We start from the raw sequence: 13,160 nt of genomic DNA on the forward strand, positions 1-13,160 counted from the left end.
TCCTTGAATTCAAGGGGCTGTTGACGGGTGGTCATTCACCCGTACGAGCGGAGCACGTATCTGCGCGGGCGGGCTCACACGTCGTCGAGGCCCTGCTCTATCGCGTACCTCACCAGCTCCACGCGGTTGTGGAGCTGGAGCTTGCCCAGGGTGTTCTGGACGTGGTTCTGGACCGTGCGGTGGGAGATGACCAGGCGTTCGGCGATCTGCTTGTAGCTCAGGCCCTTGGCGACCAGGCGCAGCACCTCCGTCTCGCGGTCGGTCAGCTGCGGGGCCTTCGGCTCGTCGGCGGCGGCGGGCGCCGGGTCCGAGGCCAGTCGGCGGTACTCACCGAGGACGAGGCCGGCCAGGCCCGGGGTGAACACCGGGTCACCGGCCGCCGTGCGGCGCACCGCGTCGGTGAGCTCCTCGGTGCTCGCCGACTTCAGCAGATAGCCGGTCGCGCCGGACTTCACCGCCTCCAGGACGTCCGCGTGCTCGCCGGACGCGGACAGCACCAGGACCCTGAGCGCCGGGTTGGCGCCGACCAGCTCCTTGCAGACCTGGACGCCCGGCATACCGGGCAGATTGAGGTCCAGGACCAGCACGTCGGGCGTGACCGCCTGGGCGCGGCGGACCGCCTGCGGGCCGTCCCCGGCGGTGGCCACCACGTCGAACCCGGCGGCCGCCAGGTCGCGCGCCACCGCGTCGCGCCACATCGGGTGGTCGTCGACCACCATGACCTTCACCGTCTGCCGCTCACTCATGCCTACGCCTTCCCCCGTGGAACCTTCAGCTCTACTTCCGTCCCCTGGCCCGGCACCGAGATCAGCTCGGCGCTGCCGCCCAGGTCCCGCAGCCGGCCGCGGATCGAGAGGGCGACGCCCAGGCGGCCCTCCCCCTCGGCCTGCGCGAGCCGGCCCTCCGGGATGCCGGGACCGTCGTCCCGTACCGTCACGATCACTTCGTCCCCCCAGTCCTCGACCAGGATCCAGGCCTGGGCACTCTCCCCCGCGTGTCTGCGGACATTGTCCAACGCGGCACTGACAGCGGCCGCGAGCTCGCGGGCCGCGGGGGGCGCGAGCAGTACCGGAGCGCCCGGTTCCGCCAGCGAGACCCGCGATCCGGCGTGCGGGGCGAGCAGGGTGCGCAGATCCACCTCGGCCCCGCCGGTGTCGTCCTCGTAGTCGACCGTACGGACCAGTGCGCCCAGCGCCGGGTCCTCGGACGCGCGCGTGGTGGGCACCAGGCCGCTGGAGACCAGGGTCCGCAGGGCGACCTCCTGCTCGCCGGCCATCCGGCCGAGCTCGGCCGCCTCGCCGCCGAGCGCGGTGCCGCGCCGCTGCACCATGGCGAGGACCTGGAGGACGCTGTCGTGGATGTCCCGGGCCAGCCGCTCCCGCTCGCGGGTCGCCGCCTCGATCTCCAGGGCGCGGGCGAGGGTCGCCTCGCTCGCGCGGGCGACCTCCACCACGTAACCGATGGCGATGGAGGCGACCCAGACGAGCAGCACGTTGTGGAGGGTGTCCCGGGTGGGGCTGCCACGCTCGACCAGGTTGGCGACGGCGACCAGCGAGGAGGCGAAGGCGGCCCAGCGCCAGCCGCCCTTGATCGCGAACGCGAGCACCGAGCCCGCCGCCCATATGGTCGGCAGGGTCGGGCTGTTCACCGACTGCGCGTCGGCGTCCGCCAGCGGGGTGAGCAGGATGCCGGTGAGCGCGATCGTCAGGTCGACGCCGAGGAACCGCTTGGTGCAGCTCGCCGCGTTCGCCACCCGGGGCAGCGTCGCCAGCGTCCACACCGCGAGCACCGACAGGAAGACGACACCCACCCAGGGGCGCTCGAACTCGCGGTACTCCGACACGAAGACCAGCACCGCGTACACCATCGTGAGTACGCGGTACGCGGTGAGCGCGCGCCACAGCGGCAGCTCGACCGACATTCTGATGACGCGCTCGCGCTTCGCCATGTTCCCCACCCCCGGCCGGACGCGGCTAGTCGCCGGGCTGTTCCGCCCGCTTGGCCTGCTCGGCCTCGCGGGCCTTCTCGGACCTCTCGGCCGCCTTCTCCTCGTCGGCCTTGCGCTTGGCCTCGTCCGCGATCTGGCGCTTGGCCGCGGTCGCGTAGACGTCCACGTACTCCTGGCCGGAGAGCTTCATGATCTCGTACATGACCTCGTCGGTCACCGAGCGCAGGATGAACCGGTCGCCCTCCATGCCGTGGTACCGGCTGAAGTCGAGCGGCTTGCCGATGCGGATGCCCGGGCGCATCAGCTTGGGCATGACCTTCCCCGGCGGCTGGATCTTCTCGGTGTCGATCATCGCGACCGGGATCACCGGCGCGCCGGTGGCGAGCGCCACGCGCGCGAGGCCGCCCGGCTTGCCCCGGTAGAGGCGACCGTCGGGCGAGCGGGTGCCCTCCGGGTAGATCCCGAACAGCTCGCCGCGCTCCAGGACCTCGATGCCGCTCTTGATGGCCGCCTCGCCCGCGCCGCGCGCGCCCGAGCGGTCCACCGGGAGCTGGCCGACGCCCTTGAAGAAGGCGGCGGTGAGCCTGCCCTTCACACCGGGCGAGGTGAAGTACTCCGCCTTGGCGATGAACGTCACCTTGCGGTCCAGGACCGCCGGCAGGAAGAACGAGTCCGAGAAGGAGAGGTGGTTGCTGGCGAGGATCGCCGGCCCCTCGGCGGGAATGTTTTCGAGGCCCTCCACCCAGGGCCTGAAGGCAAGCTTCAGCGACCCGCCGATGGAGAACTTCATAGCGCCGTAGATCAACTCGGATGCCTTCCCTATGTCTGTCGAACAGACCTTAACCCGTATGGGACCCGCCCTCCCGCGCGCGGGCCGGTGACGGCTCTGGTCGGTGTCAGTCCGGTCGCGTACCGTGAAGTACGACTCCCCCGCCCCTGCTCATGAACAGGAGATCCCGGTGCCCGTCCTCCCTGGAGCCGAGCCGTTCCGCCACGAGGGCGGAGAGGTCGGCGTCCTCCTCTGTCACGGCTTCACCGGTTCCCCGCAGTCGCTGCGCCCCTGGGCCGACTTCCTGGCCGAGCGCGGCCTGACGGTCGAGCTGCCACTGCTGCCCGGACACGGCACGCGCTGGCAGGACATGCAGCTCACCGGCTGGCAGGACTGGTACGCGGAAGTGGACCGGGCGCTGGGCGAGCTGCTTCAGCTCTGCACCCAGGTCTTCGTCTTCGGGCTCTCCATGGGCGGCGCGCTGGCGCTGCGGCTCGCGGCCAGGCACGGGGACGCGATCAGCGGAGTCGTGGTCGTCAACCCGGGCAACAAGGTGCACGGCCTGGCGGCGCAGGCGCTGCCGGTCGTACGGCACTTCGTGCGCTCCACCAAGGGGATCGCCAGCGACATCGCCAAGGAGGGCTCGGCGGAGGTGGGGTACGACAGGGTGCCGCTGCACTCGGCGCACTCGCTGCGCCGGTTCTTCCAGCAGGTCGACCGCGAGCTCCCGCAGGTCACCCAGCCGATGCTGCTGCTGCACAGCCCGCAGGACCACGTGGTGCCGCCGGCCGACTCGGCGCGGATCCTCAGCCGGGTCTCGTCCACCGACGTCACCGAGATCCTCCTGGAACAGAGCTACCACGTGGCGACGTTGGACCACGATGCGGAGCGGATCTTCGAGGAGAGTTACGCGTTCATCGGCCGCCTCGCTCCGAGTGTCGGGAAGAAGGGGAGCACGACCGGTGGCTGAGCACGACGCGGACCGCGAGCCGCAGCCGATCGACGAGGAGGCTGCGTGGGCGGCGATCGTGGCGGGGTACGGCGACGAGCCGACCGACCCGCCCGGAACGAAGCCGTTCAAGTCGATAGAGGACCTGGCACTGCTCGAAGGCGACCGCAACGACACGCCCGAGGCGCCGCCGGCGAGCCCTGAGCCGCCGCCCGAGCCGAAGCCGCTGGGCAGCTCGGTGGTCTTCGCCCCCGGCGTGGGCGGCCCGCGCGACTTCAAGGTGGCGGAGCCGTCCGACGACGACCTGGACGACACGGACGAGGGCCACTTCGTCCCGCCGGAGCCGCCACCGCTCCCGGAAACCGACGTCACGGCGAAGTTCGCCTGGCTGGGGGTGATCGGCGGGCCCCTGCTGTTGCTGCTGGCGGCGGTGCTCCAGTGGGAGTTCACGTGGTGGCTCACGACGCTGGGGGTCGGGGGGTTCATCGGGGGGTTCGGGACGTTGGTGGCGCGGATGCAGCAGGACGACGAGGACGGGGACGACCCCGGGCGGGGTGCGGTGGTCTGATTTTTCAGCCCGGAGTTCGTCTGCGGGTGAGTGGTGGGTTGCTCGCGCAGTTCCCCGCGCCCCTAAAGACGCCCCTGCGGGGCGATCCCTGCCGGGCACCCCGGAGATTGCCGCGCAGGGGCATCTAAGGGGCGCGGGGAACTGCGCGACCAGCCACATACGGCTCGCAGACGAACGCAACGGAGTCCGGGGGCGTAGCCCCCGGGAACGAGCCGCCACCCCCCACCCACCCCCGGAGGGTTTAGGGAAGGGGTGGGGAGGGGCCCCTACGCCGGGACCCGCAGCGCCGCCAGCACCGGCAAATGATCCGTAGCCGCCCGAAGGTCCCCCTCCGGCACCCCCGGCAACCCCACCGGCACCCCACACCCCAACACCTCCACCCCCGCCGTCGCGAACACCGCATCGATCCGCTGATGAGGATCAACGGGCGTCGACGTGTACTCCGCCCCCCAGGGGCGTACCGCCCAGCAGTCCTGGAGGGCGTTCGCCAGGCGGCGGAAGGCGCGGCCGTCGGGGCGGTCGTTGAGATCGCCGCCCGCGACCGCGTGGGGCACGTCCAGCGCCGCCAGATGGTCGAGCAGCATCCCCGCCTGGGCATCGCGCTCGTTCGCCTGGAGGCTGAGATGGCAGCTCAGGACGCCGAGCCGGGCGCCCCCGACCCGTACCACCGCCGACGCGAAGCCGCGCCGGTGCAGACCGGGCGTGAGCGGGAGCAGGACGTCCTCGGTGCGCTCCACCGTGGCCCGCAGCGAGCACAGCAGCAGCGGCCCCGCGGCGGTGGCGCCGCCGCTCAGGACCACCAGGTCGCACGCCGCCGCAAGCCGGGCCGCGGCCTTGCGCCAGCGGAAGAAGCGCGGCGCCTCCTGGATCAGCACCAGGTCCGGGTCGCAGGCGCGGATCACCCGGGCCAGCGCCGCGTTGTCGTCGCGCATCGAGCGGATGTTGTAGCTGAGGACACGGATCACGGCCGAGCCGTTCTCCGTACGGGACGCGGGAAGATCGGTGAGCGGCGTGGAGGGCATCGGGGGCATGGGCCACAACATAGAGCAGCGCCCGCCGCGTCCGTGAGGGACGCGGCGGGCGCTCAACCAGCCTCAAAACACCGTGTGGAAGGCGGCGTTCAGCCCTGACGGGCCAGGTCCGCCGCGCCGACCAGACCGGCCTTGTTGCCGAGCTGCGCGGCGAGCACCTGCGCGTGCGGGCGCCACTCGCCGCCGATCAGCCAGCGCCGGAACGACTTGCGGATCGGGTCCAGGACCAGCTCGCCCTCGTCCGAGACGCCGCCGCCGACGATGAACGCCGAGGGGTCGAAGAGCGAGGCCAGGTCGGCCAGACCCGCGCCCGCCCAGCGGGCCAGCTCGCGGAAGGAGTCCACCGCGACCGGGTCGCCCTGGCGGGCGGCCGCGCTGATGTGCTTGCCCTCGATGCCCTCGACCGTGCCGTCGCCGAGGGCGAGCAGGATCTCGGCGTTCTCGGGGGTCGCGTTGGCGCGCTGGCGGGCGTACCGGACGAGCGCGCGCCCCGAGGCGTACTGCTCCCAGCAGCCCTGGCTGCCGCAGCCGCACAGCAGCCCGTCGGGCACCACGCGGATGTGGCCGAACTCGGCGGCCACGCCGAAGCGGCCGCGGCGCAGCTTGTTGCCGATGATGATGCCGCCGCCCAGGCCCGTGCCGAGGGTGATGCAGATGACGTCCTCGTGGCCCTGGCCGGCGCCGAAGCGGTACTCGCCCCAGGCCGCCGCGTTGGCGTCGTTCTCGACGACCACGGGCAGCCCGACCCGCTGCTCGACCTTGTCCTTCAGCGGCTCGTGGCGCCAGTGGATGTTGGGCGCGAAGAGCACGGTGGCGCGCTTGTCGTCGACGTATCCGGCGGCGCCGATGCCGACGGCCTCGATCTCGTGCCCCTTGCCGGCCCCTTCGACCGCGGCGCAGATCGCGTCCACGATGGCGTCAGCGGTCGGCGGCGTGGGCACGGTGTGCGTCTCAAGGATGTGGCCCTCCTCGTCGACCACTCCCGCCGCGATCTTGGTGCCGCCGATGTCGACGCCGATGGTGAGTCCCATTAAGTCCCTCAGTTTTCGGTCGAGCCCCGCTAAGGCCAACCGTACCCGAGGGCGGGCACCCGTCAGTCAGTCCAGGTCGATGTGCTCGGTCGGCCCCGCGCCCGCCCCGCCGTCGTCCTTCTTCGGCCCGCCCGAGGAGCCGTCCGAAGACCCGTCCGAGGACCGGCCCGGCCCCGCGGCGGAGGACCCGTCGGAGGCCCAGCGGCGCTCATGGCCCTCGACCGCCGAGCGGTAGGCGGCGAGCAGCTCGCCACCGGCCGCGGCGAGGTGGTCGAAGACCTGCGGGTTGCGCTCGATGACCGGCTCGACCACGGCCTTCGCCTGGCCGATCAGCTGCTGTACGGCGCTCTGCGCGGCCATGCCGGGCAGCGAGGACTGGAGGGACGCGACCTTGTCGGCGACGGCGTCGACCAGCTTGCGCAGTTCCTCGGCGGCCGAGCCGGGCGGCGGGCCGTAGGTGGCGCGGCGGCGCGCCTTCTCCTCGGCGAGGTCCTCGGCGCACGCGTCGGCCCAGGCATCCGCGTCGGGGGCGGGACGCTCGGTGGCTTCGCTCATGGCGGACTCCAGCTGCTGAGGAGAAGGGTCTGTTCTCTCGACGTTACCCGAATGGGGGTACGGCGTTCAGCGCGTGCGGGGCCACAGATCCGGGTCCGGGGTGAACCGGATCCGCAGGACGCCGCCGGTGAGCCCGGCGCCGGAGACCGTGCAGCGGCGCAGCGCGGAGGGCAGGGTGGTGATCCTGCGGAACGGGCCGACGGTGAGCAGGAGTTCGTCGCCGCGCCGCACCAGGCCGAGCCGGTCGCGGGCGGCGCCGGGCAGCGGCAGGTGCCACACCAGGACGCCGTCGTCGGCCAGCCGGTCCTCGACGTGCCAGGGCTCGGGGCGTACGAAACCGGGGCCGCCGTCCTCGGACCACAGCCCGACCTCGCCGGTCGGCCCGTCGATCAGCTCGTCCATCTCGTCGATGCCCCGCGGGTCGCGGCCCAGGTGCGGGACCTCGTGCAGCGGTACGGCGGCGAACTCCTCGGCCAGCTCCTTGAGCACGCACTGCTGCTGCCCGGAGAGGGCGGCGAGGAAGGGGTCCGCCGAGCCGGTGGGAAGCACCCGGTTGGCGATCACCGCGTCGAGCGCCGCCCCGTGCAGGGCGAGGCCGAGGCGGGCGGTGCGCAGGGCGGCCGCGGCGGTCGGCGTGGGCTCGGCGACCAGCCGTACGGTCGTCGCCGGGTCCTCCACCACGGCCTCGACGGCGGCCAGCTCCGCGTCCCAGCGGGCGGCCGTCTCGTACAGCCACTGCGCGGGCATCGGGACCCCGGCCAGCTGGGCGAGGACCGGGCGCAGCGAGCGGGCGGCCTGGCGCTCGGGCGGCAGCAGCCGACGCAGATAGCGGCGCAGCTGCCCGGGCAGGGCGAGGGCGGCGACGCTCTGGTGGACCGGCGGCATGTCGACGACGACCATGTCGTGGTCGCCCGCCGCCGCCTCGCGCAGGGCCTTGAGCAGGGCCAGCTGCTCGGCGCCGGGCAGCTCGGTCAGCTCCTCGCCGTCGAGGCGGCCGGCGCCCAGGAGTTCCAGTACGGTCCCGGCCCGGTCCTGGAGGGCGAGCAGTTCGGTGCGGAAGTGGTCGCCGGAGTCGATGCGTACGACGTCGAGGCGCGCCACCTCCTCGCCGCCGAGCAGCCGGGCGAGCGGGTCGTCGCGGTCGCCGCTGAGGAGCAGGGCGCGCTCACCGCGCCGGGCGGCCGCCAGCGCGGTCGCGGCGGCGACGGTGCTGCGGCCCGCGCCGCCGGGACCGGTGACGAGGACCGTACGCACCTCAGGCCTTCTCGGCCCCGTCGGCGGAACCGGCCGCGCCGGACTCGACGCGCTTCTTCAGCCCCGCGAGCGCGCGGTCGATGATGACCTTCTCGGCCTTGCGCTTGATCATGCCGAGCATGGGGATCTTGACGTCGACGGTCAGCTGGTAGGTGACCTCGGTGTGGCCGCCGGGGGCGTCGGCGAGGCTGTAGGAGCCGTCGAGGGCGCGCAGCATCTGGGACTTGACCAGGCTCCAGCTCACCTTGTGGGGGCCGTCCCAGGTGTACTTGAGGATGTGGTCGTCCTTGATGGCGCCCGCGTCGAGCACCAGCCGGACCTGCTCGGCCCGGCCCTCGGTGTCCTTGGACAGCACCTCGGCCTGCTTCACCTCTCCGGTCCACTCCGAGTAGCGGGCGAAGTCGGCGATCACCCCCATCACCTCGGCCGGTGCCGCCTCGATGGTGATAGACGAGCTGGTGTGTTCCGCCATCGTCGTGGCTCCTCCAGTGCGCGGGCCGGTGTGTGGGGGTCGGTAGACGTGCAGGCTATCGCGTGCGGCCGGGGCCTCTGCCCGGAGCCCGGGTCACCACTCCAGGGCGAAGGGCCGGGAGGTGGCGGCGAAGTGGCCGACGTTCACGCACTCGGTGCGGCCGACCCGGACCCGGCGGGCGAGCGGCTGGTGGACGTGGCCGAACAGGGCGTACCGGGGCTTCGTCCTGCGGATGGCTTCGAGCAGGGCGCGCGAGCCGCGTTCGAAGCGGCGGGGAACCGTGTCGTAGCAGAGCTCGGGGACGTCCGGCGGGATGTGCGAGCACAGCACGTCGACCTCGCCGAGCGCCTCGACCTTGGCCGCGTACTCCTCGTCGGAGATCTCGAAGGGCGTTCGCATCGGGGTGCGCAGCCCGCCGCCCACGAAGCCGAAGACGCGCCCGCCGATCTCGACCCGCTCGCCGTCCAGGACGGTGGTGCCCGGTCCCGCGTACTGCGGCCAGAGGGCCGGTATGTCGACATTGCCGTAGGTGGCGTACGTCGGGGTGGGGAAGGCCGCGAACATCTCGGCGTACTGACGGCGGACCGCCGACTCGATGGCGGCCTCCCGGTCGAGTCCGGCCCAGAGCGAGCGGCCCAGCTCACGGGCCTCCTCGAAGCGGCGGGCGGTGCGCAGGGCGACGATCCGGTGCGCGTTCTCGACACCGAAGAGGTCGGGGAAGATCCCGCGCGAGTGATCGGCGTAGTCGAGGAAAAGGACGAGGTCACCCAGGCAGACGAGGGCGTCCGCGCCGTCGCCCGCCTTCGCCAGGCCCTCGGTGTTCCCGTGCACATCGCTGATCACATGTACTCGCATGGAGCCACCCTAGGGCGCCGGACCTGCGGTTACTTCCGAGTCGCGAAACGAGTGGACTACTGTGCGCGAAGCGGCGCGAAATCCGTGTGACGCAGCGAACATCTGACCAGGACCCCCTATCGGGAACCCACTACCGGTGGGTAACGTCCGGGCAGTCCAGTCGTGCTCGGAGCACCGCCCCACGCGTTCTCCGAGCACCTGCCCGATCTTGGACCAAGCCGGTGCGTCACACAGAGCCGTGGCACCGGCGCCCGATGAGGAGCAGCAGTCTTGCGCGAGTTCAGCCTTCCGGCCCTGTACGAGGTCCCCACGGACGGCAACCTGACGGATCTGATCCGCCGCAATGCCGCTCAGCATCCCGATGTCGCGGTCATGGGCCGCAAGGTCGCGGGACGCTGGACCGACGTTTCCGCCACCCAGTTCCTCGCCGAGGTCCGCGGGGTGGCCAAGGGCCTCATCGCCGCCGGCGTCGAGCCGGGCGACCGGGTCGCCCTGCTCTCCCGCACCCGCTACGAGTGGGTGCTGCTCGACTTCGCCATCTGGAGCGCGGGCGCGGTCACCGTCCCCGTGTACGAGACGAGCTCGCCCGAGCAGATCCAGTGGATCCTCGGCGACTCCGGCGCGACCCTGTGCGTCGTCGAGTCCGAGGCGCACCAGGCCTCCGTCACCTCCGTGCAGTCCGGGCTGCCCGCCCTCAAGGGCATCTGGCAGCTGGACGCGGACGCGGTGGCCCAGCTCACCGCGACCGGCGCGGACGTCTCCGACGAGCTGCTCGACCAGCGGATGTCCTCGGCGCACGCGGACGACCCGGCGACCATCGTCTACACCTCCGGCACCACCGGCCGCCCCAAGGGCTGTGTGCTCACCCACCGCGCCTTCTTCGCGGAGTGCGGCAACGTGGTGGAGCGCCTCAAGCCGCTCTTCCGCACCGGCGAGTGCTCGGTCCTGCTCTTCCTGCCCGCCGCCCACGTCTTCGGCCGCCTTGTCGAGGTGGCGTCCGTGATGGCGCCGATCAAGCTCGGCTGCGTGCCGGACATCAAGAACCTCACCGACGAGCTGGCCTCGTTCCGGCCGACGCTGATCCTCGGTGTGCCGCGGGTCTTCGAGAAGGTCTACAACGCGGCGCGGGCCAAGGCGCAGGCGGACGGCAAGGGCGCGATCTTCGACAAGGCCGCGCACACCGCGATCGCCTACAGCCGCGCGCTCGGCACACCGCAGGGCCCGTCCCTCGGCCTCAGGATCAAGCACAGGGTCTTCGACAAGCTCGTCTTCAGCAAGCTGCGCGCGGTGCTCGGCGGCAAGGGCGAGTACGCGATCTCCGGCGGCGCCCCGCTGGGCGAGCGGCTCGGCCACTTCTACCGGGGCATCGGCTTCACGGTCCTGGAGGGGTACGGCCTCACCGAGTCCTGCGCGGCGACCGCGTTCAACCCGTGGGACCGGCAGAAGATCGGCACGGTCGGCCAGCCGCTGCCGGGTTCCGTGGTGCGCATCGCGGACGACGGCGAGGTGCTGCTGCACGGCGAGCACCTGTTCACGGGGTACTGGAACAACGAGGCGGCGAGCGCCGAGGCGCTGGCCGACGGCTGGTTCCACACCGGTGACATCGGCACCCTCGACGAGGACGGCTACCTCGCGATCACCGGCCGCAAGAAGGAGATCATCGTCACGGCGGGCGGCAAGAACGTCGCCCCGGCGGTGATCGAGGACCGTATCCGCGCGCACGCGCTGGTCGCGGAGTGCATGGTGGTCGGCGACGGGCGGCCGTTCGTGGGCGCGCTGGTCACGCTCGACGAGGAGTTCCTGGCCCACTGGGCCTCGGACCACGGCAAGCCGGCCGGTTCGACGGCGGCCTCGCTGCGCCAGGACGCGGAGCTGCTCGCGGAGGTGCAGCGGGCGGTGGACGACGGCAACGCCGCGGTCTCCAAGGCGGAATCGGTGCGGAAATTCCGCATTCTCACCTCCCAGTTCACGGAGGAGGCGGGGTACATCACCCCGTCGCTGAAGCTGAAGCGCAATGTCGTGGCGAAGGACTTCGCCGACGAGATCGAGGCGATCTACACCCACTGAGGCGTACGCGGGCCTACGCGGCGAAGTCCTCCGCGAGGACGCGTTCGAGGTTGCGCTCGGCGAGCGCCGTGATCGTGACGAACGGGTTGACGCCGATGGAGCCGGGCACGAGGGCTCCATCGGTGACGTACAGGCCCGGATACCCCTTCACCCGCCCGTAGCCGTCGGTCGCCCGCCCCAACGGGCAGCCGCCGAGCGGGTGGTAGCAGAAGTCGTCCGCGAACGGCGTGTCGTTGCCGAACAGGTCGTACCGGTAGATCGTCGCGTTCTTGAAGTTGATCCGGTCGAAGAGCTTGCGGGTCGCGTCGACCGAGGGCTGGTTCTGCGCCTTCGTCCAGTTCAGCTTGGCCGAGTCGGTCGCCGGGTCGTACGTGAACGTGCCGCGCTGCGGGTTCTTGGTGATCGCCAGGTACAGGCTCACCCAGTGCTCGAAGCCCATCGGCAGCGGGGCGATCTCGGCGAAGACCGGGTTGGCGGCGTTGGCCCAGTCGTCGATGCCCAGGGCGGGCATGGTGGCCTCGTTGGCGCCGACCGTGTCCCACATGTGGTTGGCGCGGGCGGTCATGATGTTGCCGTTGGTGCCCCAGCCGGTGCCGACGGCCGGGTCGAGGGCGGGCAGGGCGCCGGTCTCGCGGGCGCGCAGCAGCAGTTCGGTGGTGCCGAGGCTGCCCGCGCCGAGGAAGAGCTTCCCGCAGCCGATCTCCCGGGTCTCGACGACTTTGCCGGCCGGGTCGGTCCGGTCGGCGGTGACCACGTACCCGCCGTCGGGCTGTCCGCGGATCGCGCGGACGTGGTGCAGGGTCTCGACGGTGACCTTGCCGGTGCCGAGGGCCGCGGCGAGGTAGGTCTTGTCGACGGACCGCTTGCCGTGGTTGTTGCCGTAGATGACCTCGCCCGCGAGCGCGGACTTGGTGGCGGTGCCGGCCGCCTCGCGCCGCATGTACCCGAAGTCGTAGACGTTGGGTACGAAGACGGTCTTCAGACCGGCGTTCTGGGCCGCCTTGCGTGAGGTGCGGGCGAACTTGTACCACTCGGTGGACTCGAACCAGGCCGGGTCGATGGAGTTCACGCCGAGCATGGCGTTGGCGCGCGGGAAGTACGTGGCGTACATCTCGGCGGCGTCGACCTGCGGCAGGACCTCCGCGAAGTAGTCGCGGCGCGGGGTGACGGCCATGCCGCCGTTGACGAGCGAGCCGCCGCCGACGCCGCGCCCCACGTACACGGACATGTCGCCGTAGTTCACCCGGTCGAGGACGCCGGGGTACGGGCTGATGTTCCTGTTGACGACATCGAGCCAGAGGAACGTGGCGAGAGGTGCCTCGGTCCGGGTGCGGAACCACATGGAGCGCTGGTCCGGTGCGGAGGTCGAACAGAAGACCTTGCCGTCGGAGGCGGGGGTGTCCCAGAGCCTGCCCATCTCCAGGACGAGGGTCTGGACGCCGGCCTGCCCGAGCCGGAGCGCGGCCACGGCGGCGCCGTAGCCGGAGCCGATGACCAGGGCGGGGGTGTACGCGGCCGGAGCCGCCCCGGCGGCGCGGGCGGGGTCGAGGGTGATTCGGGGCAGGCCCAGGAGTGCGGCCGTCTGGAGGGCGCCGAGCCCCAGGAGGTGACGGCGCGTCAGATTTGGTGTCATGCGCGCAGCATGGGCGGAATTTGGCCTT

The 13,160-nt window shown here is 71.9% G+C and carries 13 protein-coding genes; 3 read left to right on the forward strand and 10 right to left on the reverse strand.

Features of this window, described 5'->3' with window-relative positions; translation table 11 throughout:
- Positions 1 to 74 precede the first annotated feature (74 nt).
- The 3 genes from OG965_RS13390 to OG965_RS13400 are packed head-to-tail and all read right to left on the reverse strand — an operon-like array spanning position 75 to position 2,753.
- Positions 75 to 746, reverse strand: a complete 672-nt coding sequence (locus tag OG965_RS13390) for a response regulator (protein ID WP_371652269.1) — start codon at positions 744 to 746, stop codon at positions 75 to 77.
- 2 nt (positions 747 to 748) lie between these two features.
- Positions 749 to 1,948 carry a MacS family sensor histidine kinase gene (gene macS / locus OG965_RS13395; protein ID WP_371652270.1) on the reverse strand — a complete coding sequence of 400 codons (1,200 nt, stop codon included), beginning with the start codon at positions 1,946 to 1,948 and terminating at the stop codon, positions 749 to 751.
- Positions 1,949 to 1,973: 25 nt separating this feature from the next.
- Positions 1,974 to 2,753 (reverse strand): 1-acyl-sn-glycerol-3-phosphate acyltransferase, encoded by a 780-nt coding sequence (locus OG965_RS13400; RefSeq protein WP_371652271.1) that lies wholly within the window; start codon positions 2,751 to 2,753, stop codon positions 1,974 to 1,976.
- 154 nt (positions 2,754 to 2,907) lie between these two features.
- Here OG965_RS13400 and OG965_RS13405 point away from each other — a divergent pair, with 154 nt between their 5' ends.
- Entirely contained in the window at positions 2,908 to 3,687 is a 780-nt protein-coding gene (locus tag OG965_RS13405) for an alpha/beta hydrolase (protein WP_371652272.1), read from the forward strand.
- Positions 3,680 to 4,234, forward strand: a complete 555-nt coding sequence (locus OG965_RS13410; RefSeq protein ID WP_371652273.1) for a hypothetical protein — start codon at positions 3,680 to 3,682, stop codon at positions 4,232 to 4,234. Before OG965_RS13405 ends, OG965_RS13410 begins: the two co-directional genes overlap by 8 nt.
- Positions 4,235 to 4,500: 266 nt before the next feature.
- On the opposite strand, the gene OG965_RS13415 is transcribed toward OG965_RS13410, so the two are convergent.
- The 6 genes from OG965_RS13415 to OG965_RS13440 form a co-directional block, all read right to left on the reverse strand.
- Positions 4,501 to 5,256: an endonuclease/exonuclease/phosphatase family protein gene (locus tag OG965_RS13415; RefSeq protein ID WP_371656933.1), complete on the reverse strand. Its 756-nt coding sequence runs from the start codon at positions 5,254 to 5,256 to the stop codon at positions 4,501 to 4,503.
- Positions 5,257 to 5,354: 98 nt separating this feature from the next.
- The gene (locus tag OG965_RS13420; RefSeq protein WP_371652274.1) at positions 5,355 to 6,296 is read right to left on the reverse strand and encodes an ROK family glucokinase; all 942 of its coding nucleotides are present in this window, start codon (positions 6,294 to 6,296) and stop codon (positions 5,355 to 5,357) included.
- Positions 6,297 to 6,362: 66 nt separating this feature from the next.
- Positions 6,363 to 6,851, reverse strand: coding sequence for a DUF5304 domain-containing protein (locus OG965_RS13425; RefSeq protein WP_371652275.1), 489 nt, complete (start codon positions 6,849 to 6,851; stop codon positions 6,363 to 6,365).
- A 66-nt stretch (positions 6,852 to 6,917) separates the two neighbouring features.
- Positions 6,918 to 8,105, reverse strand: a complete 1,188-nt coding sequence (locus OG965_RS13430) for an ArsA family ATPase (protein ID WP_371652276.1) — start codon at positions 8,103 to 8,105, stop codon at positions 6,918 to 6,920.
- Between the two features lies 1 nt (position 8,106).
- Positions 8,107 to 8,577 (reverse strand): SRPBCC family protein, encoded by a 471-nt coding sequence (locus OG965_RS13435; protein ID WP_371652277.1) that lies wholly within the window; start codon positions 8,575 to 8,577, stop codon positions 8,107 to 8,109.
- Positions 8,578 to 8,670: 93 nt separating this feature from the next.
- Positions 8,671 to 9,432 carry a metallophosphoesterase gene (locus OG965_RS13440; protein ID WP_371652278.1) on the reverse strand — a complete coding sequence of 254 codons (762 nt, stop codon included), beginning with the start codon at positions 9,430 to 9,432 and terminating at the stop codon, positions 8,671 to 8,673.
- Positions 9,433 to 9,702: 270 nt separating this feature from the next.
- On the opposite strand from OG965_RS13440, the gene OG965_RS13445 reads away from it, so the two are divergent.
- Positions 9,703 to 11,499, forward strand: a complete 1,797-nt coding sequence (locus OG965_RS13445; RefSeq protein ID WP_371652279.1) for a long-chain fatty acid--CoA ligase — start codon at positions 9,703 to 9,705, stop codon at positions 11,497 to 11,499.
- A 13-nt stretch (positions 11,500 to 11,512) separates the two neighbouring features.
- Here the strand turns inward: OG965_RS13445 and OG965_RS13450 are convergent, their stop codons facing one another.
- Positions 11,513 to 13,132, reverse strand: coding sequence for a GMC oxidoreductase (locus tag OG965_RS13450; protein ID WP_371652280.1), 1,620 nt, complete (start codon positions 13,130 to 13,132; stop codon positions 11,513 to 11,515).
- Positions 13,133 to 13,160 lie beyond the last annotated feature (28 nt).

The sequence above is a fragment of the Streptomyces sp. NBC_00224 genome (assembly GCF_041435195.1).
Classification (GTDB): domain Bacteria; phylum Actinomycetota; class Actinomycetes; order Streptomycetales; family Streptomycetaceae; genus Streptomyces.